The organism is Candidatus Methylopumilus universalis (assembly GCF_006365315.1).
GTDB lineage: Bacteria > Pseudomonadota > Gammaproteobacteria > Burkholderiales > Methylophilaceae > Methylopumilus > Methylopumilus universalis.
On the sequence record NZ_CP040968.1, the window covers coordinates 938,891 to 961,672 of the forward strand.

24 protein-coding genes and 2 tRNA genes are annotated in these 22,782 nt (G+C 36.4%); 22 read left to right on the forward strand and 4 right to left on the reverse strand.

The features are described 5' to 3' along the window. Position 1: 1 nt before the first annotated feature. The 8 genes from FIT79_RS04915 to FIT79_RS04950 all read left to right on the forward strand — a co-directional run bounded on the left by FIT79_RS04915 (position 2) and on the right by FIT79_RS04950 (position 5,201). Positions 2–619: an outer membrane lipoprotein LolB gene (locus tag FIT79_RS04915; RefSeq protein WP_139875833.1), complete on the forward strand. Its 618-nt coding sequence runs from the start codon at positions 2–4 to the stop codon at positions 617–619. Beyond that, positions 606–1,487: a 4-(cytidine 5'-diphospho)-2-C-methyl-D-erythritol kinase gene (gene ispE, locus FIT79_RS04920; protein ID WP_139875834.1), complete on the forward strand. Its 882-nt coding sequence runs from the start codon at positions 606–608 to the stop codon at positions 1,485–1,487. The genes FIT79_RS04915 and ispE overlap by 14 nt, the downstream gene beginning before the upstream one ends. Position 1,488: 1 nt before the next feature. Next, positions 1,489–1,565, forward strand: a tRNA-Gln gene (locus FIT79_RS04925). Between the two features lie 56 nt (positions 1,566–1,621). Beyond that, positions 1,622–2,554 (forward strand): ribose-phosphate pyrophosphokinase, encoded by a 933-nt coding sequence (locus tag FIT79_RS04930; protein WP_189340216.1) that lies wholly within the window; start codon positions 1,622–1,624, stop codon positions 2,552–2,554. Between the two features lie 74 nt (positions 2,555–2,628). Beyond that, positions 2,629–3,324, forward strand: a complete 696-nt coding sequence (locus FIT79_RS04935; protein ID WP_139875835.1) for a 50S ribosomal protein L25/general stress protein Ctc — start codon at positions 2,629–2,631, stop codon at positions 3,322–3,324. A gap of 61 nt (positions 3,325–3,385) precedes the next feature. Then, positions 3,386–3,961, forward strand: coding sequence for an aminoacyl-tRNA hydrolase (gene pth / locus FIT79_RS04940; protein WP_139868178.1), 576 nt, complete (start codon positions 3,386–3,388; stop codon positions 3,959–3,961). 12 nt (positions 3,962–3,973) lie between these two features. Further along, the gene (gene ychF, locus FIT79_RS04945; protein WP_139875836.1) at positions 3,974–5,059 is read left to right on the forward strand and encodes a redox-regulated ATPase YchF; all 1,086 of its coding nucleotides are present in this window, start codon (positions 3,974–3,976) and stop codon (positions 5,057–5,059) included. Positions 5,060–5,124: 65 nt separating this feature from the next. Then, a tRNA-Met gene (locus FIT79_RS04950) sits at positions 5,125–5,201 on the forward strand. A 4-nt stretch (positions 5,202–5,205) separates the two neighbouring features. On the opposite strand, the gene FIT79_RS04955 is transcribed toward FIT79_RS04950, so the two are convergent. Next, a complete protein-coding gene (locus FIT79_RS04955; RefSeq protein WP_139875837.1) occupies positions 5,206–6,336 on the reverse strand; it encodes a GNAT family N-acetyltransferase in 1,131 nt (376 codons plus the stop codon). A gap of 31 nt (positions 6,337–6,367) precedes the next feature. Then, complete coding sequence (locus FIT79_RS04960) at positions 6,368–6,877, reverse strand: EF-hand domain-containing protein (RefSeq protein WP_139868184.1); 510 nt, start codon at positions 6,875–6,877, stop codon at positions 6,368–6,370. 165 nt (positions 6,878–7,042) lie between these two features. On the opposite strand from FIT79_RS04960, the gene ompR reads away from it, so the two are divergent. Next, the gene (ompR, locus tag FIT79_RS04965) at positions 7,043–7,762 is read left to right on the forward strand and encodes an osmolarity response regulator transcription factor OmpR (RefSeq protein ID WP_139874744.1); all 720 of its coding nucleotides are present in this window, start codon (positions 7,043–7,045) and stop codon (positions 7,760–7,762) included. Continuing rightward, complete coding sequence (locus FIT79_RS04970; protein WP_139875838.1) at positions 7,759–9,075, forward strand: ATP-binding protein; 1,317 nt, start codon at positions 7,759–7,761, stop codon at positions 9,073–9,075. The genes ompR and FIT79_RS04970 overlap by 4 nt, the downstream gene beginning before the upstream one ends. On the opposite strand, the gene cysG is transcribed toward FIT79_RS04970, so the two are convergent. After that, on the reverse strand, positions 9,072–10,451 hold the full coding sequence (cysG, locus tag FIT79_RS04975) for a siroheme synthase CysG (RefSeq protein WP_139875839.1): 1,380 nt from the start codon (positions 10,449–10,451) through the stop codon (positions 9,072–9,074). The two genes, FIT79_RS04970 and cysG, sit on opposite strands and share 4 nt — an antisense overlap. Before the next feature lie 132 nt (positions 10,452–10,583). Here cysG and miaB point away from each other — a divergent pair, with 132 nt between their 5' ends. The 11 genes from miaB to FIT79_RS05030 all read left to right on the forward strand — a co-directional run bounded on the left by miaB (position 10,584) and on the right by FIT79_RS05030 (position 21,175). Next, positions 10,584–11,906 (forward strand): tRNA (N6-isopentenyl adenosine(37)-C2)-methylthiotransferase MiaB, encoded by a 1,323-nt coding sequence (gene miaB / locus FIT79_RS04980; protein ID WP_139875840.1) that lies wholly within the window; start codon positions 10,584–10,586, stop codon positions 11,904–11,906. 7 nt (positions 11,907–11,913) lie between these two features. Beyond that, positions 11,914–12,861 (forward strand): PhoH family protein, encoded by a 948-nt coding sequence (locus FIT79_RS04985; protein ID WP_139870865.1) that lies wholly within the window; start codon positions 11,914–11,916, stop codon positions 12,859–12,861. Between the two features lie 10 nt (positions 12,862–12,871). Beyond that, positions 12,872–13,327, forward strand: coding sequence for an rRNA maturation RNase YbeY (gene ybeY, locus FIT79_RS04990; protein ID WP_223259623.1), 456 nt, complete (start codon positions 12,872–12,874; stop codon positions 13,325–13,327). Next, positions 13,324–14,157 carry an HlyC/CorC family transporter gene (locus FIT79_RS04995; protein WP_139868198.1) on the forward strand — a complete coding sequence of 278 codons (834 nt, stop codon included), beginning with the start codon at positions 13,324–13,326 and terminating at the stop codon, positions 14,155–14,157. The genes ybeY and FIT79_RS04995 overlap by 4 nt, the downstream gene beginning before the upstream one ends. A 51-nt stretch (positions 14,158–14,208) precedes the next feature. Continuing rightward, positions 14,209–14,583, forward strand: coding sequence for a hypothetical protein (locus FIT79_RS05000; protein ID WP_139875841.1), 375 nt, complete (start codon positions 14,209–14,211; stop codon positions 14,581–14,583). Positions 14,584–14,685: 102 nt separating this feature from the next. Continuing rightward, on the forward strand, positions 14,686–16,143 hold the full coding sequence (lnt, locus tag FIT79_RS05005) for an apolipoprotein N-acyltransferase (RefSeq protein ID WP_223259624.1): 1,458 nt from the start codon (positions 14,686–14,688) through the stop codon (positions 16,141–16,143). Between the two features lie 27 nt (positions 16,144–16,170). After that, positions 16,171–17,100, forward strand: a complete 930-nt coding sequence (glyQ, locus tag FIT79_RS05010; protein WP_028818225.1) for a glycine--tRNA ligase subunit alpha — start codon at positions 16,171–16,173, stop codon at positions 17,098–17,100. After that, entirely contained in the window at positions 17,097–19,196 is a 2,100-nt protein-coding gene (glyS, locus tag FIT79_RS05015) for a glycine--tRNA ligase subunit beta (RefSeq protein ID WP_139875843.1), read from the forward strand. The genes glyQ and glyS overlap by 4 nt, the downstream gene beginning before the upstream one ends. 3 nt (positions 19,197–19,199) lie before the next feature. Continuing rightward, complete coding sequence (gene gmhB / locus FIT79_RS05020) at positions 19,200–19,742, forward strand: D-glycero-beta-D-manno-heptose 1,7-bisphosphate 7-phosphatase (protein WP_139868206.1); 543 nt, start codon at positions 19,200–19,202, stop codon at positions 19,740–19,742. Positions 19,743–19,752: 10 nt separating this feature from the next. Continuing rightward, a complete protein-coding gene (locus FIT79_RS05025) occupies positions 19,753–20,460 on the forward strand; it encodes a lysophospholipid acyltransferase family protein (RefSeq protein ID WP_028818222.1) in 708 nt (235 codons plus the stop codon). Further along, a complete protein-coding gene (locus tag FIT79_RS05030) occupies positions 20,453–21,175 on the forward strand; it encodes a M48 family metallopeptidase (protein ID WP_028818221.1) in 723 nt (240 codons plus the stop codon). The genes FIT79_RS05025 and FIT79_RS05030 overlap by 8 nt, the downstream gene beginning before the upstream one ends. On the opposite strand, the gene FIT79_RS05035 is transcribed toward FIT79_RS05030, so the two are convergent. Further along, positions 21,172–21,747, reverse strand: coding sequence for an SCO family protein (locus tag FIT79_RS05035; protein ID WP_139875844.1), 576 nt, complete (start codon positions 21,745–21,747; stop codon positions 21,172–21,174). The two genes, FIT79_RS05030 and FIT79_RS05035, sit on opposite strands and share 4 nt — an antisense overlap. Positions 21,748–21,847: 100 nt before the next feature. Between FIT79_RS05035 and FIT79_RS05045 the strand changes: the two genes are divergently transcribed. Further along, positions 21,848–22,780: a branched-chain amino acid transaminase gene (locus FIT79_RS05045; RefSeq protein WP_223255700.1), complete on the forward strand. Its 933-nt coding sequence runs from the start codon at positions 21,848–21,850 to the stop codon at positions 22,778–22,780. The last annotated feature ends 2 nt before the right edge of the window (positions 22,781–22,782 follow it).

The window sequence follows — 22,782 nt, forward strand, 5'->3', positions numbered from 1 at the left end:
ATTGAATTTTTCTAGCGCCTCCCTTCTTGTTGTAGTATTTTTTTTCTCAGGCTGCACAACATTGAATGATCCATTTGAGATATTTAGATCTCATTCTCCTGCAATTGAAACCTCGCAAGCGATTGACGAAAATCGTTTTATAGAAAAATTTTCCATAAAAGCTAAATTTTCTTACTCTATCGATTCTAAAGGAGGCTCAGGCCGTCTCATTTGGCACTATGAAAATAATCAAGATGAGATTGATATCTTTTCGCCCTTTAATACCCAAGTTGCAAAAATTATTTACTCATCTCATGATAAACGCATCATTGATGCCAATGGAAAAGTACTATCAGGTGATGACTTTGATCGCTATATACAATCTTTATTTGGTAAGAATATTTCACCAGATCTCTTTAGAAATCTGATTACAAATCATGTTGATCGAATTAAAAATTTACGTAAAGATGAAAATCAACTTAATCGTGCAACTCATTTTTATAATGATGAGTGGAATATTTTAATTAATGCTTTCAAAACTCAGGATGGCTATACCGTTCCATCTAAAATATCAATTACTCAAGGTACATTTAATTTTAATTTTATCGTAGAAGAGATTATTAACATTGCAGGCAAATGAACTTAAAGAAAATGGTTATCAAGAATTTTTGGCGCCAGCAAAGTTAAACTTATTTCTTCATGTAATAAATAAGAGACTTGATGGTTATCACAATATTCAAACAGTCTTTCAGCTCATCGATCTTTATGACAATCTTTTTATAAAGACAAACGAGTCTGGGTTGATACGTCGTACTTCTCATCACGCTAACATTCAAGAAAGTGATGATTTAACCATTAAAGCTGCTCACTTATTAAAGCCATTTGCAAACAAGCAATCAGGTGCAGATATCTTCATTAAAAAAACTATCCCAATGGGCGGTGGTCTTGGAGGGGGAAGCTCAGATGCTGCAACTGCACTTATTGCCCTCAATGCTTTATGGGATTGCCAATTGACTCAGCAAGAATTACAAGAATTAGCTCTTAAGCTAGGGGCGGATGTTCCATTCTTTATTTTTGGTCAAAATGCTTGGGCTGAAGGTATAGGTGAAAAGCTCACCCCTTTCCAGACCACACCGCAAGATTACCTTGTCATAGCGCCTAGGGAGACGGTTTCCACGAGAGAGGTTTTTGAGTCACTTGAATTGACAAAAGACCGGATTCCATTGAAAATAGCAGGCTTTTCCAATGAATTAGACCCTAAAAATTTGGTCAACGATTTGGAAAAAGGAGTCTTAAAAGAATTTAAAGGAATTACCCTTGTTTTTGACTGGTTAAACCAGTTTGGCCGCGCAAAAATGACGGGTTCAGGATCATGTTTTTTTATCTCTTTAAGTTCGGTAGATGAAGGTAAAAAAATAGCAGAGAAAAGGCCAGAACATACACTAGGCTTTGTAGTTAAAGGATTAAATAACCACCCTCATTTTAATTTAATGTTGGGAACAGAATAATAGGGGAGTCGCCAAGCTGGTTAAGGCACTGGATTTTGATTCCAGCATGCGAAGGTTCGAATCCTTCCTCCCCTGCCATTTTTTGAGACTGACCATTCATAACTAGGACCGAGACTTTGGACAATAACAGCGTCATGATATTCACGGGCAATGCCAATCCTATTCTTGCTGAGCAAGTTGCAGAGAATCTTGGTATGCACCTTGGTCGCGCTGACGTAGGGCGTTTCAGTGATGGGGAAATCATGGTTGAGCTCCTTGAAAATGTTCGTGGTAGAGATGTATTTGTGCTTCAGTCTACAAGCCATCCAACCAACGATAACTTAATGGAAATTATGGTGATTGTAGATGCCTTAAGAAGATCGTCTGCATCGAGAATTACGGCAGCCATCCCTTATCTTGGGTACTCAAGGCAAGACAGAAGACCAAGATCAGCGCGGGTTGCTATTACAGCTAAAGTTGTAGCTAATATGCTTACAAGTGTTGGTGTGAATAGATTACTTACTATGGATCTTCACTCTGACCAAATTCAGGGGTTTTTTGATATCCCTGTTGATAACATATACGCAACACCTGTGCTGCTTAAAGATTTGCTTGAACAAAATCATAAAAATCTTGTAGTAGTGTCGCCTGATGTTGGCGGTGTTGTTAGAGCAAGAGCGTGCGCTAAACAATTAGGGTCAGATCTTGCAATCATAGATAAACGTAGACCAAAGCCAAATGTGTCTAAAGTAATGAATATTATTGGTGAAGTAGAAAATAGAACCTGCGTTATTATTGATGACATGGTCGACACTGCAAATACACTTTGCGAAGCTGCAGCTGCTTTAAAAAAGAATGGTGCTATTAAAGTGGTGGCTTATGCGACACACCCAATTCTTTCGGGAGACGCAGCAAAAATTATTACTGAGTCAGCATTAGATGAATTAGTTGTAACAAATACAATTCCACTTAATAAAGTGGCAATGGCATGTAAAAAAATTAGGCAACTAAGTGTTGCTGAACTCTTAGCAGAAACGATTCGTCGAATTAGCCAAGGTGATTCCGTAAGTTCTCTTTTTATGGAATAAAGAATTTGGTCATATTGACCAAGAAACTGCTGCAGTCTGGTCGCGGAATGCAGATTTAATTTAAGGAGTAGTAAATGAAAATCGAAATTAACGCAACAAAACGTGGTGTGAAAGGTACGGGTGCGAGCCGCCGTCTTCGCCACGCTGGAAGTGTTCCTGGAATCTTATATGGTGGAGGCAAAGACCCTATCTCATTAGACCTAGAGCATAAATCTTTATTTTTACAATTTAGACATGAAGCATTTCATGCATCTATCTTAACGCTCAATTTAGAAGGTGCTAAAGAGTCTGTTTTGTTAAGAGATTATCAAATGCATCCTGTAAGAAACACAATTCAGCATATTGATTTTCAACGCGTCAATGAAAATGAGAAGATTCATGTGAAAGTACCGTTCCACTTTATTAATGCTGAAGTATCACCAGGCGTTAAACTTAACGGCGGTATTGTTTCTCATATCATGACTGAAGCAAATATCTCATGCTTACCAAAAAATCTTCCTGAGTTTATTGAAGTTGATTTGGCGACACTTGATATCGGCCAATCAATTCACTTGTCAGAAATTAAAATGGGCGAAGGCGTAGAATTCATTCAACTTTCGCATGGTAACGATGCAGCAGTGGCATCTGTATCTAAACCAAGAGCAATAGTTGAAGAAGTTGTAGCTAAACCAGCTGAAGGCGCTGCAGATGCTGCCGCTCCAGCAGCTGAAGGCGCTAAGGCAGCTGATGCAGCTCCAGCTGACGAAGCTAAATCAGACAAAGCTAAGTAATTTAACTTTTGATATGAATAAGGCGCACTTAATTTAAAAAAAGTGCGCCTTATTTTTTCATATGAACCAAATTAAATTATTTGTAGGCCTTGGAAATCCCGGCGAAAAATACTCAGATACTAGACATAATGCAGGTTTTTGGTGGATTGATCTCGTGGCTCATCACCATAATATCAAGTTACAAAATAGCGATAAGTTTTCTTCAGGTATTGGAAAATTATCCAATGCAGATGAAATTTATTTTGCTAAGCCTAGCACTTACATGAATGATAGTGGAAAAGCGCTTGCAGCAATTTCAAAGTTTTATAAGATAAATCCAAATGAAATCTTAGTCATTCATGACGACCTTGATATTGACGTCGGTCAAGCCAAGCTAAAATTTGGCGGAAGTCATGGCGGTCACAATGGACTTAAAAGTATATTTGCATGCATCGGCTCTCAAGATTTTTGGAGGTTAAAAATTGGTATTGGTCATCCAGGAGAGAAGCATTTAGTCGTTGATTATGTTTTAAAAAATCCTTCATCTAAAGAGAGAAGTCTCATCGATGAATCTATAGAAGCAAGCAGTAAACTTTTTAATGAAATTGCATCAGGTCAATTTGAAAAAGCTATGCTCAATCTTCACACTAACAAATAAAGAAAATAAATTATGAAATGTGGCATTGTCGGATTACCTAACGTCGGAAAATCAACGCTATTCAATGCGATTACTAAGGCCAGTATAGCTGCGGAAAATTACCCCTTCTGTACCATCGAGCCCAATATTGGGATTGTAGAAGTTCCAGACCTTAGAATCGAAAAGCTAATAGCAATAGTTAATCCAGAAAAAACCCAGCCAGCCATTGTCGAGTTTGTTGATATCGCAGGCCTTGTTGCTGGAGCCTCCAAGGGCGAAGGCCTTGGTAATAAATTTTTAGCTAACATTAGAGAAACAGATGCCATTGTGCATGTAGTACGCTGCTTTCAAGACGACAATATTGTTCACGTCTCTGGCAAAGTTGACCCTCTTTCTGATATTGAAGTCATCAATACAGAGCTTATTTTAGCGGACATGGAAACTGTGGATAAAACACTTCATCGCGAAAATAAAAAAGCAAAGTCAGGAGATAAAGAAGCTATTCAGCTAGTTTCAATTCTGACAAAAGTTGCAACACACCTTGACCAGGGAAAACTGGTTAAAAATTTAAATTTAGATCAGGATGAGCTTAAACTGATTAAGCCTCTTTGCTTAATCACTGTGAAGCCTGTCATGTTTGTTGCTAATGTGAATGAAACAGGATTCACTAATAACCCTATACTGGACTCACTTCAAGCATTAGCTCAGAAAGACAATCTTCCTGTGATCTCTATCTGTGCAAAAATTGAAGCTGAAATTGCTGACTTAGAAGACGAAGACAAAGCAATATTTTTAAGCGAGCTCGGTCTTGAAGAGCCAGGTCTCGATAAAGTTATTAGGTCCGCATACACGCTGTTAGGCTTACAAACCTACTTCACAGCAGGCGTAAAAGAAGTAAGAGCATGGACTGTAAAAAAAGGTGCGACTGCTCCTGAAGCTGCCGGGGTTATCCATACGGACTTTGAAAAAGGCTTTATTCGTGCAGAAGTTATTTCTTACAATGATTTTATTACATTTAATGGCGAGCAAAAATCTAAAGAGGCTGGGAAAATGCGCTTAGAGGGTAAAGAATATATTGTTCAAGATGGGGATGTGATGCATTTTAGGTTTAATGTATAGCGATCAATCTTTGACTTTAAGGGCTTAAAAAAATATAATTCAACGCTTCATTTGATTCACAAAAGGGTGATGTAGCTCAGCTGGTTAGAGCGCAGGATTCATAATCCTGAGGTCGAGGGATCGTGACCCTCCATCACCACCATCTTTTAAATATTTAATTCAGTTTTATACGGTGCTCTCTCATTAAGTTCGTTTGTATATTGATCGATTCCAGTCTTTTCTCTTCTTAAAAAATCTTTGATTGCGAGCTCAAATTTTTCATCAAAAATTCTGTGAAATGAAAATGTATTAAATGGCTCAAAACCTCTTGCAAGTTTATGCTCTCCTTGTGCCCCACCCTCAAACGAAACAATTCTATTTTCAATACAAAATTCCTGACCTTGATAGTAAGAAAGTTCAAAATGCAGTCCAGGATAAAAAGATTTTGACCCCCAATATCTTCCATATAAATTTTTATCATCATAAATGAAGAATGACGCTGCGACAGGAAGATCTCCTTCATAGGCCAATATCAATAATAAGTTCTCAGGCATGCTTTCTTTGATAAGACTAAAAAAAATTCTTGTGAGATATGGATGCGAATGATGATCTTGGTAGGTATTACAGTAACAAGCATAAAAAAAATCTAAATCTGATTCTGAAATTTCAGGGCCTTTTATTTTTTTAATCTTAAGCCCTAAGTCATGAATCTTTTTTCTTTCTTGTTTTATTTTTTTGCGCTTATCGTGAGAGAGTTGAGATAAAAATTCTGGAAAATTATTGTAATTTTTATTAAACCATTTAAATTGAACCCCCTCTCTTAGCATCCATTTTGGATCTCCAAATATATCTTTCTCGCTCTCATTGCAAAATAAAATATGACTTGAAGACATTTTATTTTCATAAGCTAGCTTTTCTATTTGTACAACTATATTTTTTTTAATCGATAGATCTAATCCAAAAATTCTAGGTCCGGTGGCTGGAGTAAATGGTATACAAGAAGCGATTTTTGGGTAGTAGTTTTTTCCATATTTTTGGTAGGCTTCTGCCCAAGACCAATCAAATACATATTCGCCGTAAGAATGTTCCTTCAAAAATATAGGCGAAGCGCCAACGAGGCTCCCTTGATCAATGACAATTGCCGGAAAAGGGTGCCATCCTGTACCCTCTCCTATGGACTTCGATGCCTCAAGTGATTGAAAAAATTCAAGCCTTAAAAAAGGGTTGGATTTTGTAAGATCATTCCATTCTTTTTGATTGATATTTTTAAAGCTAGATTGAAATTCTAAGCGTGCCATAGCGATCTATTCTAACAAGATTCACTAAGACTTAATTTATGGGTGTTTTGGTATTTGATGAGGCTTGATTATTTTTACGTTTGTTAATTTCTATATGGGCTTTTTCAAATTCCTTTGCTAACAAAGCAAGCTCATCTAGTGATATAACTTCATTTTCATCGAGATCAAGACGGTTAAATTGACGGGCGACTTGAGGTAAGCATCGGGTTGTTTCTGCTAAATCCAGCGTATTGTCATTATCTTCATCGCAAGCAATAAAACGGGATTCCAAACCCTTTAGCATCTCTCTCTGCTTTTCTTCAATAAGACTACTTTCTTTACCTGATGATTTTGCATACGCTGCAAGAGCACGTCTAATTCTTGCGCGCTCTTCTGGAGATAATGCGCTACTTTCTTTTAATTTAATGAGCTCAGTTGCAACGGATGAATTAGTCTCTGATTCAGCTTTTTGTACCTGATTGTTAGTCCCGCCAAACACCTGAATGGATAAGCCAAAAAACGTAGCCGAGCAAAATAAAACGAGTTTTAATAAATTATGCAATTGATTGATTTTTATCTGAAAAGGAGTCCTATATTCAATCTTAAATGTAAACACTTTATTACAAAAAAATGCATATTTGTTTCTATTTGTAACAATGGATCACAATCACTTTGATGTAAACTTATAAATTAAGTTCAATTCGCACCAACTGATTTAGACTAAACCATGGCAACCAATCCAGCATCTATCTTAATTGTTGATGACGATCCTAAAATAAGGGATCTCACAAGCCAATATCTTATTGATCAAGGCCTGAATGTGCATTCGGCTAATGGCGGTAAGGAGATGGATGCATTTATTGCTAGCAATCAAGTTAGTCTCATCATTCTTGACCTGATGATGCCTGAAGAAAGTGGTCTTGCTATATGCCAAAGATTAAGAGGCTCGGGAAATCTCACCCCTATTATTATTCTTACAGCTAAAGGTGATGAAATTGATCGAATTGTGGGCTTGGAAATGGGGGCAGATGATTATGTATCGAAACCCTTTAATCCTCGTGAACTTTTGGCGCGCATCAATGCAGTCTTAAGACGTAATGATTTAAAACAAGCGCAGGCCTCAAATTCCGAGAGCTTAGCGTTTGGTCCTTTTGTATTTAGTTCAGACACAAGAAGTCTCACAAAAAATGGCGTGCCTATCAGTATTACATCCGGGGAATTCGAATTATTAAAGGTATTTATTGATCACCCCCGCCAACCCTTATCTCGAGATCAAATTATGCAATTAGCGAAAGGGCGTGAACTTGATGTTTTTGACAGAAGTATTGATGTTCAAATTTCAAGACTAAGAAAAATTCTAGAAGAAGATCATACGAGTCCTAAATTTCTTCAAACGATGTGGGGCTTTGGATACATCTTCGTTCCAGATGGTGATGCCGCGCATTGAAATTTATTCCTAATACACTTCTCGCTAGATTTCTTATTCTTATCGCAACAGTGCTTATTATTGCGCAAGTTGTGTCAATTCGAATATTTGACTATTTTGAAAGAGGCCCCAGAGCCGAAGCTGTAGCTCAAGAAATTGAAACGATAGTTAATTTTACAAGAGTCTCCCTTATATCCTCAAGAGAAGATAAAAGACTTGAGCTTCTATCTGAGCTATCAACCAAAGGTGATATTAGAATTTATCCTGCTTATTACTTTGAAGATATTGAGCCGCTAGCTCCAGACCCTTTCTTGCAAGTTATCGTAAGCAAGCTTAAAGAAAGGCTCGGTGAGAATACCATTGTAGTTACTAATCACTATGGTATCCCAGGCCTCTGGGTAAGCTTTGCTATTGATCAAGATGAGTTTTGGGCAGTGATTCCTACACCGGGAGATAGGCCTTTCCCATGGCACTGGATTGGCTGGGGCATTATTGTTGCCGGTCTTTCAATCATTGGTGCATATGCTACTGCAACAAGAATTAATAAACCTCTAAATCTTTTAATCAATGCAACAGAGCAGCTAAAAAAAGGTATGTTTCCTGAAAAACTTCCTTTAGATAGTGTGACTGAATTCCAAGTGATGAGCCAAACATTTAACGAAATGGCGGAGGGTCTTAATAAAGTAGAGCAAGAGAGAAAGCTACTTCTTGCTGGCATTTCTCATGACGTGAGAACACCACTCACCAGACTTAGAATTGCAATTGAAATGCTTCCTGAAAAAATAGCTACCAAACTTAAAAAAAGTATGGAGGAAGATATTGGCGAGATAGATAGTATTCTTAATCAATTTATGGATTACGTTCGTGGCTTTGATCAAGAAAGTAAATCGCTAACAAATTTAAATGATTTTTTTAGTCACTTAAAAGAGCAGCATAAAATGCTTAATCACAATATTGTTTTCGTGAGTAATATTAAGATACCTATTTTTTATGACATCAGGCCTGTTTCATTTAGAAGATTATTTGATAATTTAATCAATAATGCATTCTCATATTCAAACGGAGAGGTATTAATTACACTTAAAAAAAATAAGGATAGCATTTCAATTAGCATTTTAGATGATGGGCCAGGTATACCCCCTGAAGAAATTAAACGGCTCCTTAAGCCTTTTGAGCGCATGGATGAGGCAAGAGGCAACAGCGAAGGATGCGGCCTAGGTCTTGCAATTGCAGAGCGCATTACCCAATCACATGATGGAAAACTTACAATCTCAAATCGAGCAAAAAAAGGTTTAGAAGTTAAGATTATTCTTCCTTTAGTGAGCGAAAGCTAATTAAACCAATTTAATTTTTTTCGAAGTCTAACAACGTCGCCAATAATAATAAGTGATGGTGATTGTAATTTTTTCTTATCAACTTTTTGAGTAATATCAGAAAGGCTTCCACTTACAACCTTTTGCCCTGAAGTAGTTCCCTGTTCAACAACTGCGATCGACAAACCTTTAGAAGCGCCATGTTTAATAAGTTGTTCACAGATTTGCGAAAGTGCTAAGAGTCCCATATAAATGACAATGGTTTGATTAGGCTTAGCTAATGAATCCCATTCGAGGGTCAATCTTTCATCCTTCATATGACCTGTAACAAATGTACAAGACTGCGCATAATCTCGATGGGTTAAGGGAATGCCTGCATAACAAGATACGCCATTGGCAGCAGTAATTCCAGGCACTACTTGAAATGGAATTTTATGTTCCATAAGCATTTCTATTTCTTCGCCGCCCCTGCCAAAAATAAAAGGATCTCCACCTTTTAATCGCAAAACACGCATACCTTTTTTTGCTAACTTTACGAGCAGTTGATTAATTTTTTCTTGTGGCAAAGTATGTCGATCTCTTTCCTTGCCAACATAAATAAACTCTGCATCACGTCTCACAAGATTTAATACATCCTTACTGACAAGCTTGTCATAAATACATACATCTGATCGCTGCATTAAATGGAGCGCTCTGAATGTGAGAAGATCTGGATCGCCTGGTCCGCCACCGACTAAAAAAACTTCGCCCTGTTTTTTTTGTATGCCATTCTTTTTTACTAATGTCATTAATTGCTGGGTACTAAGTTTTTTGGTTTGATTAAGAAACTTTCTAACTAAAGGATGATCAATAAAATTTTCCCAAAAAATTCTCCTAGTCTGTGTTGTTTCATACCTCCCTTTGATGCTATCTCTCATGGAGCCCATAATAGAGGCAAGCTTACTAAAGTTATGTGGAATCAAGGCTTCAATTTTTTCGCGAACAAATTTAGCTAATACAGGGGCATTACCTTCGCTCGAAATTGCAATTAGTAAAGGTGATCGATCTATAATCGATCCCATTGTAAAAGTACAAAGCGCAGGTTCATCAACTACATTGACTGGAATATTAAGAGCTTGAGCAGTTCTGGAAACTAACGAATTAACTTTTTTATTGTCAGTCGCTGCAACCACAAGAACCGAATGAGTTAAATCATTTTTTTCAAAAGACTTTAATCTAACTTGAATTTTTTTTAATTTTTCATAATGCTTTAATTCATTACATAATTTAGAGGCGATTACAGTAATTTTTGCGTCAGCCTTAAGAAGCATATCGATCTTTCTTAAAGCAACATCGCCGCCCCCTACAACCAAAACAGGCTTATGTATTAAATTAATAAAAATCGGGAAACTTTTCATAGCATTATTTTACCTGTTCATTGAAAGGTAAATCTTATCTAAAATGCAATAATTTACCTGTATTATTAATCACTTAAAGCCACTATACTTAACATATACCAATTTTAATGCGCCATCTATTCCTGTAGCTTTATGCTTAAAAAAGTTTTTATTAAAACATTCGGCTGTCAAATGAATGAGTATGACTCATCAAAAATGCAAGATGTATTAAATCAGGCCCACGCCAGCTCTAAAACTGAAAATCCCGAAGAAGCAGATCTTATTATTTTAAATACATGTTCCGTAAGGGAAAAGGCTGAAGAAAAAATATTCAGCCATCTTGGTGAGTATGAAGCCCTTAAGAAGGCTAATCCAAATCTACTTATTGCAATTGGCGGATGCGTTGCAAGTCAGGAAGGTGAAAATATTCTTAAGCGAGCTCCTTTTGTGGATCTAATTTTTGGCCCACAAACTCTTCATCGATTGCCAGATTTAGTAAGCAAAAGAAGATCAGCTGGCTTGTCACAAGTTGATATTTCTTTCCCTGAGATAGAAAAATTTGATAATTTGCCTTCCCCCAGTTTCTCAGGTGCTTCAGCCATGGTTTCAATTATTGAGGGTTGCAGCAAATATTGTTCGTTCTGTGTTGTCCCTTACACGAGAGGGGAAGAGATCTCGAGACCGTTTGAGGATGTATTAGCCGAAGTGATTCATCTAGCTTCCTTGGGTGCGAAAGAAATAACTTTGCTAGGACAAAATGTTAATGCTTATCGATCTCATACTAAGAATGGATCACCTGCAGATCTAGCTTTACTTATAGAGTACATATCTGAAATTGATGAAATTAAACGCATTAAATTTACAACAAGCCATCCAAATGAAATGAGTGACAATCTTCTTGAATGCTTTGGAAAATTTCCAAAACTTGCAGCTCATCTTCATTTGCCTATTCAGTCTGGCTCAGATCGCATATTGTCAGCCATGAAAAGAAACTACACAGCGCTAGAGTATAAAAATATCATAAGAAAATTAAAAAAGAATTGTCCTCAAATCTCAATAAGCTCTGATTTTATTGTTGGATTCCCCAATGAAACGGATGCTGATTTTGATCTGACAAAAAAAATTATGGAAGAAGTGCAATTTGACTTCAGTTTTAGTTTTTTATACAGCCCAAGACCTGGGACTCCAGCCTCATATATTCATGATGAAATTCCACATGAGACAAAATTAAAAAGATTGAATGTATTACAATTGATGAATGAGGCTCAAGGCAAAGCAATTAGTCACCTTATGCTGGGGACTAAACAGCGCATTCTAATTGATGGTCAGTCATGGAAAAATCCAGCTGAAATGGCTGGGAAAACAGATAATAATAGAGTGGTAGATATTAAAACTGATAAATCATTTATTAACCAATTTGTAGATGTAACAATTACTGAGGTAACTTCGAAAAGGCTTCGCGGAGAAATCATTTAATATGGGTATGGAATTCAATTTACCTTCTGACAATAATAGGCAACTATCTAATTTATGTGGTGCATTAGATCAAAACCTAAAACAAATTGAAGCAGCTCTAGAAGTTGATATTGTCAGACGTGGATCAAATTTTATCGTCAACGGCTCTTCAAAAAATATCAAAGCCGCAGCAATGCTTATCCAAAAATTTTATAAAGAAGCGGGCGATCCTATTGGACTGGAAGATATTCAATTAGGGCTTGTCGAAATAAATAAATTTGAAAAAACGGTAAAAGCAACTGCAGAAATTAATGAGCTCAAAACAAAACGAAGTGATCTAAGAGGCAGAACAACAAGGCAAAATGCATATTTAAAAAATATACAAGATTTTGATATTACTTTTGGCATTGGGCCTGCAGGCACAGGCAAAACATATCTTGCTGTAGCTAGCGCCGTGGATGCCATTAACCGAGATAAAATTAAACGTATTGTTTTAGTCAGGCCTGCCGTAGAAGCGGGTGAGCGATTAGGTTTTCTTCCAGGTGATCTAGCACAAAAAGTAAACCCTTATCTAAGGCCTCTTTACGATGCGCTTTATGATCTCGCAGGTTACGATAATGTTCATAAAATGATTGATAAAAGTATCATCGAGATTGCCCCGTTAGCTTATATGAGGGGGCGTACATTAAATCAAAGCTTTATTATTTTAGATGAAGCTCAGAATACAACACCTGAACAAATGAAGATGTTTTTGACGCGCATTGGCTTTGGTTCAAAAACAGTCATTACAGGCGATATCACGCAAATTGATTTAGCAAAAGGTCAAAAAAGTGGGTTGATTGAAGCAAAGAAGATCTTGTCTAAAGTTAAAGGTATTGCATTCACTCATTTCCTATCTGAAGATGTAGTGAGGCATCCACTTGTTCAAAAAATTATTAATGCTTATGAAACCTTCGAAAAAAAAGAAAGTAAGTAATTCACTTTAAATGGAATCGAAACCGATCATTGCCATTCAAGATATGGTGCATAAAAAACCAATCTTAAAAAAAACACAATGTCTAAAATGGCTCTCGCCTATCGTTGATAAAAATGCTGAGATAACTATTCGAATCGTAGATAACGATGAGTCAATAAACTTAAATAATATATATCGCAAAAAAAAATATCCGACAAATGTACTTTCATTTCTCGTAGACGATGAAGTTCATTTGATTGGAGATATTGTTCTTTGTGCCCCAGTTATAGAAAAAGAGGCGCTTGAACAATCAAAAAAACTTGAAGCCCATTATGCTCATCTTATTATTCATGGCGCACTTCATTTATATGGTTACGACCATGAAAATAAAAAAGATGCTGATATTATGGAAGCTAAGGAAATTAAAATTTTAACTAAGTTAGGCTATAAAAATCCATATCTCATAGATGAGAGTAAATCGCAATGAGCGAATTAAAGAAGTCTAAATTAATCGAACGTCTCAGTCACTTTCTCTTGAGGGGGCCTGAAGATCGCGAACAGCTTTTTGAGCTGCTCAAATCATCATATGAAAAAAATTTAATGGATGCTGATTCGCTTTCAATGATTGAGGGCGTATTGCAAGTTTCCGAAATGCAAGTCAGAGATATTATGATTCCAAGATCGCAGATGGATGTAATTGATATCTCTCATCCGCCAGAAAAATTTATCCCTTTTGTTATAGAGACAGCTCACTCTCGCTTTCCTGTTATTGAAGATGATAAAAATGATGTGATAGGCATTTTGCTTGCAAAAGATCTTCTTAAATATTATGCAGGTGATGACTTTGAAATTAGAGATATGCTGCGCCCTACTGTTTTTATTCCTGAATCTAAAAGGCTGAATGTCCTGCTTAAAGAGTTTAGAGGAAGTAGAAATCACATTGCTATCGTCGTAGATGAATACGGCGGTGTTTCTGGTATGGTCACGATCGAAGATGTATTAGAGCAAATCGTTGGTGAGATTGAAGATGAATTTGATTTTGATGAAACCGAAGACAATATTATTCAAGATAAAAATGGTCACTATAGAGTAAAAGCATCGACAGAAATTGAAGATTTTAATGATTACTTTAATGTTAGCTTTAGTAATGAGGAATTTTCAACCATTGGTGGCTTAATTATTCATGCATTTGGCCACCTCCCAAAACGAGATGAAAAAATTACTTTCGAGGGATTTAAGATCACAATTCTCAGGGCTGATAGCCGCAAACTCTATTCCGTACTCCTTGAAATTGACAGCCCCTCTAATAGCGTGTAATTTTTTGAACTAATCGACATATTATTCTTCAAATTGTTTTAGGGATCTTTCATGAAAAAACTACTTTTAGCCATTTTTTTAATCGCGTCACCATATTTACATGCGGCAGAAACGAACTCTGACAGAAGCACTCTTCCGGTAGATGAAAAATCCTTTATTGAAGCTATCAGTCGTTTTAATAAGGATGAAATCCTTAAGGTTCTAGGTGAGCCTGCTTTCAAGGAAGACATTAAAATGAAATCTTCTGAGCAAATTGTGGGGTCTATCTGGCAATATCACAATATCAATACTGCAGAAGATGGGAGCTATTACCCAACAACAGAATTAGATTTTCTAGACGAGTTCGTTGAGACGGTTGTTTTCCAAAATGACACTGATAAGACCTCGAAAAGTCCTTCTCAAACTTATAAAATTCAAAAGCCTTAATTACTTTAAGGCTTTATTCTTGATAATTCAGTACAATTGCCTTAAACGGCATTTTGTATATTGAATAAACATTACCCACTCTTTTATTTAGCTATTTCTTTTTTGCTCGGAGCACTCTCGGTTCTGAGCTTTGCTCCTTTTAACTATCATTTCATTTCGCTTCTTTCTTTAAGTGGTCTTTTTTACATCTGGCATAGGCTAAATAATGCTAGGCAAGGATTTCTCTCAGGCCTCTTTTTTGGTCTAGGTTTATTTGGCTTTGGTATTTCATGGATTTATATAAGTCTCAATACATATGGTGGCATGCCCTCTTGGTTATCTTGTTTGAGTACTTTTTTATTCTTCCTCTTCTGTGCTTTTTTTACTGGTCTTATTGGATGGTTTTCTTTACATAAAAAATCGAGCTTTTTTTTAATCCCATTTATTTGGACGTTCTTTGAATGGATTAAAGGCTGGGTTTTCACTGGCTTTCCATGGCTTACAATGGGTTATTCACAAGTTCCTTCAAGCCCTCTTGTGGGATTTCTCCCTATTATTGGTATTTATGGGCTGACTCTGATACTCACTTCTCTAGCGCTCATTCTTAGCCTCGTATTGCTGAATAAAGATAAACGCTCAAAGCTTTTAAGGATTGGTTTAGTAGCTGCTGTATTAGTGTCGGGGCAGCTTTTAAAAAATATAGAATGGACCGAGTCTACAGGCAAACCTATCTCTATCTCTCTTGTTCAAGGCAATATTGCTCAGGATATTAAATGGCAAAAAGAAACCGTTACACAAACGCTACAAACTTATCAAAAGCTTATTCAAAAAACAAAAGGTCAAATTATTCTTCTGCCAGAAACTGCTTTGCCGCTCCTTGCAGAATATATTCCTGAAACATTTAAAAAATCTATTTTGCTTCACACTTCAAAAGTAAAAGGCCGCGTTCTGATAGGGGCGATTGAACGTCAAGATGCAAAATACTTTAATGTAGTATTAAATTTAGGTGGTGATTCGTCTCAAGTTTATCGAAAATCACATTTAGTGCCGTTTGGCGAATTCATACCGTTAAAATTTATCTTTCAGTATATTTATACGCATTATCTCAATATGCCTATGAATGACTTGTCGAGAGGCAGTAATCGTCAAGAGCCCATGGCAATTGAAAATCAGAAAATTGCTTTTAATATTTGTTATGAGGATGTTTTTGGTGAAGAAATTATTCAAGCACTTCCTTCTGCAACAATTTTAGCTAATGTCAGCAACGATGCATGGTATGGAAGATCTATTGCTGCTTATCAACACTTACAATTTTCTCAAGCAAGAGCCATCGAAACAGGAAGAATGGTAATTCGCGCGACAAATACAGGTGCTACTGCGATTATTGATGAGCACGGTATTGTCAAAGAAATATTACCCGCATTTACTGAAGACATCCTCGAAGGTGATGTGCAAGGATTTAAAAATACAACGCCTTATGTTTTTTTTGGCAATTGGCCAGTTATTGCTTTATGTTTCATTGCGCTTCTTGGTTGGATCATGAGACATTCAAAACTTTTATGGATATTGAAAAAGAAGTAGAATGCTTGAATTAGAGATCAATTCATTATGCAATTAACCTTTCAAGACATTATTCTCAAACTTCAACATTATTGGGCTAGCCAAGGATGTGCCATCCTTCAGCCCTATGATATGGAAGTGGGTGCAGGTACTTCACATACTGCAACTTTTTTAAGGTCACTTGGGCCAGAACCATGGAAGGCAACTTATGTTCAACCAAGTCGCCGTCCAAAAGATGGGCGCTATGGTAAAAATCCAAATAGACTTCAACATTATTATCAATTACAAGTTGTTCTTAAACCTTCCCCATTAAACATTCTTGAGCTTTATCTGGGTTCGCTCAAAGCACTCGGCTTTAATCTGAAAGAAAATGATATTCGCTTTGTAGAAGATGACTGGGAAAATCCAACGCTTGGGGCTTGGGGGTTAGGCTGGGAAGTTTGGCTCAATGGAATGGAAATTACTCAATTCACTTACTTCCAGCAAGTCGGAGGCATTGATTGCAAACCCATCACAGGAGAAATCACTTACGGACTAGAAAGGCTCGCTATGTATATCCAAGGAGTCGACAATGTTTACGATCTCACATGGACTGATAATTTAAAATATGGCGATGTATATCTTCAAAATGAAATTGAACAAAGTGCATATAACTTTGAACATAGTGACGCTGATTTTTTGTTTCAAGCGTTTACTGCACATGAAAAACAAGCCAACCATCTTATAAGCGAGCACTTAGCGCTTCCTGCCTACGAGCAAGTATTAAAAGCAGCACACTCTTTTAATCTTTTAGATGCAAGGGGCTCTATTAGTATTACTGAAAGAGCAGAATATATTGGTCGCATTAGAAATTTAGCCCGTAATGTTGCGAGTAGCTATCTATTAAGTCGCGCAAATTTAGGCTTTCCTTTAGCTGATAAAGGCCACGCGAAAGAAATTATTGATCAACTCAATGCAAAAAAGACGGTTAAATCGTGAAGTTAGATAATTTACTTATTGAGCTTTTAACTGAGGAGCTTCCTCCAAAATCACAAAAGCAACTTGGTATTTCGTTCGCAAAAAATATCAAAGAATTTCTTGCAAAGCATCATCTCGCAAATGAGATATCTGAAGATTCAATCTTTTCAACACCAAGAAGAATCGGCTTATATTTAAAAAATGTTAAAGATGAAGCAGACAATCAGAATGTATCAATTAAACTCATGCCTGCTTCAGTTGGATTTGATAGCTCAGAAAAACCAACTGAAGCTTTATTAAAAAAATTACATGCGATTGGTTTAAATGAAAAAGACGTGAGTGGCATTGTTAAAAAAAATGAAAACAATGCTGAAATTCTATATATCAATAAAAATGAAGAAGGTGCAAAGCTAAAAGATATTATTGCTGAATGCATTTCATCAAGCCTTGCGCGTTTACCTATAAAAAAGATGATGTCTTATCAGCTCTCGGATGGATGGACGACTGTTAACTTTGTGCGGCCAGCTCATGGATTAGTGATTCTTCATGGGGCTAATGTCATCAATGCAAATGTTCTAGGTATTAGTTCAAATAGAACAACATTGGGCCATCGGTTCGAGTCTAAAAAAGAAATAATTGAGATTCCACATGCTGACCAATACGAAGAGCAAATGAAAATCGAGGGCGCCGTGATTGTGTCGTTTGAAGAGAGAAAAGCGTTAATTAAAAATACTTTAAATGAAAAAGCAGCCAGTCTTTCAAATCAACTTACCCCCATTGAAGACGAAGACCTTCTTGATGAAGTTACAGCGCTCGTTGAATACCCAAATGTTCTAGCGGGTGAATTCGAATCTAAATTTCTTGACGTTCCTCAAGAATGTCTTATTTTGAGCATGAAGGCTAATCAGAAATACTTTCCTTTGATTGATAAAAATAAGAAACTATCTAATCAATTTTTAATTGTTTCAAACATATCGCCAAAAAATTCAGATCTCATTATTCAGGGCAATGAAAAAGTGATCAGACCAAGATTATCTGACGCAGAATTTTTTTATGCACAAGATAAGAAAAAACCACTTAAAGACTATCTCTCACAGCTATCACATATTGTTTACCACAATAAACTTGGCTCACAATCTGAAAGATCTGAGAGAGTTAAAACTATTGCATCTCTCATTGTAAAAAATTTAAACCAGTCTAAATTGCTCGATGCTGTAATGCTTGCGTCTGATTTATCTAAAGCAGATTTATCTTCAAACATGGTAGGTGAATTTCCCGAACTTCAAGGCATCATGGGAAGATATTACGCCTTAAATGAAAAAATTTCAGATGAGGTAGCATTTGCTATTGAAGATCATTACAAGCCAAGATTTTCTGGTGATTCCCTTCCAAGAAGCACTGTTGGAGATATCGTTGCGATTGCTGACAAAATTGAAACTTTAATAGGTTTATTCAGTATTGGTGAAAAGCCGACTGGCGACAAAGATCCTTTTGCGCTTAGGCGTCAAGTGATTGGAATCATTCGTATTCTTACTGAAAAAAATATTGGCCTAAATTTAAATACAGTTATTTCTGAGTCTATTCAGGCAACTAAATTAGTAGAGTCAAAAGATCTTAATTCTTTTATTTATGATCGTCTGTCCAATTTCTTCAAAGACCAAGGTTATGCTGCTCTCGATATCGAAGCCGTGCTTGCGATTGAATCAGGCTTAATCAATGAAATACCCCCAAGATTAAATGCAATTAAAGAATTTTTATTACTCTCAGAATCTGAAGACCTAGCATCAGCCAACAAAAGAGTTGGCAATATTCTTAAAAAAGCTGACGTTAAATCAACCTTAAAAGTTGATCAATCTTTACTTAAGGACGACGCCGAAATTAATTTATATAAAACATTAGATTTAGTAGATGCTGAGTCTAGAAAAGAGTATGCCGCAAAAAATTATTCGGGATCATTAAAGTTACTTTGTAAACTTAAAAATCCGATTGATCAGTTTTTTAAAGATGTTATGGTAAATGCTGAAGATGAATCACTCAAAATGAATCGACTTGCCCTTCTCGAAAAACTGTATTCGGCGATGAATTTAGTTGCTGACTTATCGAAACTTTCTTCTTAAATTATGAAATTAGTCATTCTAGATAGAGATGGCGTAATCAATGAAGATAGCGTAAATTTTATTAAAACGCCTAATGAATGGATCCCCATCCAAGACAGTCTAGAGTCAATTGCACTTTTGAATCAGTCTGGCTTCAAAGTCGCAATAGCTACCAATCAATCAGGCATTAGCCGGGGTCTTTTTGATGTATCAACACTTAATCTCATTCATGAAAAAATGTTTAAATTACTCTCCCAACAAGGTGGACATATCGACGCTATTTTCTTTTGTCCCCACAGAGCAGAAGAAAATTGTGAATGCCGCAAACCAAAACCAGGTATGTTAAAAGAGATTGCCCATCGTTTTTCGATCAATTTAAAAAATGTTCCAGCCATAGGAGATTCCTTAAGAGATCTTCAAGCTTTTGATGCAGCAGGGGCTCAGCCTATACTCGTTAAGACAGGCAAAGGAGAAGAGACGCTCGCCAAAGGTGGGCTACCTAAAAATACTTGGGTTTGTGAAAATCTCGCAGAAGCGGCACAAAAAATTATTACGGAGTACGCTTAACTTAAAAATAATGCTTTATTTAAGATCTATTATTTTTTTAATTGGTATGTGGATTTTTACTATTCCATTTACTTTGGCATCCCTTCTTACATTTCCGTTTCCAGCCATTACAAGGTATAAATTTATTTCAATTTGGGCAAAAACAATGCTATATTGGCTTCGAATTTCCTGTAATCTAAATTTTGTTGTCAAAGGGGAGCAAAACATAGGTTCAACTGCATCGATTGTACTTTCAAAACATCAATCAGCATGGGAAACGCTTGCTTTTCAAAAAATATTTCCTCCGCAAGTTTGGGTACTTAAAAAAGAATTATTATGGGTTCCGTTTTTCGGATGGGGCCTAGCCATGACATCCCCCATCGCCATTAATCGCAAAGCAGGACGTAAATCTCTAGAACAAATTCTTACGCAAGGTCTCGATCGACTTAAAAAAGGTTTTTGGATTGTCATGTTTCCTGAGGGCACGCGGACCCTTCCAGGACAAAAAGGTAAATATCACATTGGTGGCGCTTGGGTTGCTTCAAAAACAAATACGCAAGTCATTCCTGTTGCTCATAATGCAGGTTTATTTTGGCCAAAAAATTCAATTCTTAAAAAACCAGGAACTATTCAAGTCAGTATCGGCGAAGCTATAGATGTAAACAATAAAGAACCTGATGAAATTATTAGGCTTACCGAAAATTGGATTGAAAAAGAGGTTTTACATTTAAATGATTAATTTAAAACCTACCAATCTTGAGTTATTTTTACCTAGCGGTAAAAAAATTAAATACCTTCTAAAAAGAAGAAATCGAAGAACTATTGGTTTGAAAGTAGATCACGATGGCCTTGTTATTCATGCGCCTATTCTTATTCCTAGATCTCGCATTGAAGAACTTATTGCGCCAAAACTTGATTGGATTCAAGAGAAGCTCTCCCTTCAATTAAACAAGAAAAAGAAAATCAATTGGAAAACAGGTGAATTAATTCACATTTTGGGTAATAAAGTTATTCTCAGTCTTAAGGCGAGCAAAACAAACTCGGTTCTGCAAGATAAAGACATACTTCATGTCGATACAAATCGTGTGAATGATCAAGTGCATTCCGCTAAGCTCGTATCCAAATGGTTAAAAGAAAAAGCATTGAAAGATTTTGTTCGAAGAGTAGAAGTATTTAGCGTTAAACTTAATGTTCATCCTTCTAGCGTTTACCTCTCAAATGCAAAATCTAGATGGGGAAGCTGTAACTCTAAAAGAGAAATTAGACTTAATTGGAGGCTAATCCAAGCGCCCCCACATATTATCAATTATGTGATCTGTCATGAATTAGCTCACCTAAAAGAAATGAACCATTCAAATCGTTTTTGGGAAGAAGTAGAAAAAGTACTTCCTGAATATCGCTCATCAGAAAAAGAACTCAAAACGCTCTCAAGCGACTTGTATCTTATTGGCTAAATAAGCTTTGCGAGGTCGCTCGCTAAGTCTTCAGGTTTTTGTCCGTTACTTATATGAAGCTTAATGCTCCCCTTCTTATCAATAACATACAAACCTGCACTATGATCAATCGTGTAGCCGGCTTTACTTCCGTCATTCACTTTTTTATTAAAAATCTTTAATTGATTTGCAACTTTATCGATATCACTCTCTGTTCCAGTAAGTCCTAGGAAAGAACTATTAAAGGTTGGAATAAATTTCTTCAAAACATCCTCGGTATCGCGCGCTGGATCTAAGGTAATAAAAATAACTTGCACTGCTGAGGCATTATCCTTGAGGAGAACCATTGTTTTTTTAAGATCAGTCAAAGTTGTAGGGCATATATCAGGACAATGCGTAAAACCAAAGAAAAGCACTACGACTTTACCTTTAAAGTCTTCTAAAGTTCTTATGCGCCCATTAAAGTCTTTTAAACTAAAAGCCGTGTCCATACGAACAGAGCTTATATCTGTACCCACAAAAGTCTGTTGATTAGAGTTTTGACAAGAGACAAGACAAATGAGGATTAAAAATAAAAGTACAATTTTTTTCATAATATGTTTCTCAATAAAAGCGATTCATTTTATCATGTTAATAAATGATAATTAAGCATCAAAAAAACCTAACGAAGATTCACCAATTTTAAGGAAAACTATGGCAATCCCAAGTTCAATGGAAGACCGTGACGGACACATTTGGTTTGATAACAAAATGACGCCTTGGCGTGAGGCTAAAACTCATGTGCTTACTCACACTCTTCACTATGGTATGGGTGTGTTTGAGGGAGTAAGGGCCTATAAAACCAATGAAGGCACTGCCATTTTTAGACTCAAAGAACATACGGATCGATTCTTTAATTCTGCGCATATTCTTGGAATGAAAATGCCTTATGACAAAAATGTCATTATGGATGCTCACAAAAAAGCCGTTAAAGAAAATAAATTAGAATCGGCTTACATTAGGCCTATGGCATTTTATGGCGCTGAAGCCATGGGAATTTCTGCAAAAACTTTATCGACACATGTCATCGTTGCAGCATGGGAATGGGGCGCTTATATGGGCAAAGAAGCCCTTGAAAATGGCATTCGCGTAAAAACATCGTCTTTTTCAAGACATCACGTCAACATCACCATGTGTAAAGCAAAAGCAAATGGTAACTATATGAATTCAATTCTCGCGCATCAAGAAGCATGTCAAGACGGCTATGACGAAGCATTATTGCTTGATGTAAATGGTTTGGTTACTGAGGGTTCAGGTGAAAATATATTTATCGTCAAACATAACAAACTGATGACGCCTGATCTTACGAGTGCATTAGAGGGTATTACCCGCGATACGATCATTCAAATTGCAAATGATTTAAAAATACCAGTGATTGAAAAAAGAATCACACGAGATGAAGTCTATACTGCTGATGAAGCTTTCTTTACAGGAACAGCTGCGGAAGTTACGCCTATTAAAGAACTAGACAGAAGAATGATTGGCAAAGGCCATCGCGGAGAAATAACTAAAGAATTACAAAGTATTTATTTTGATGCTGTTACAGGAAAATCAAAAAAATATGCAGATTGGCTTACTCACGTTTAGCA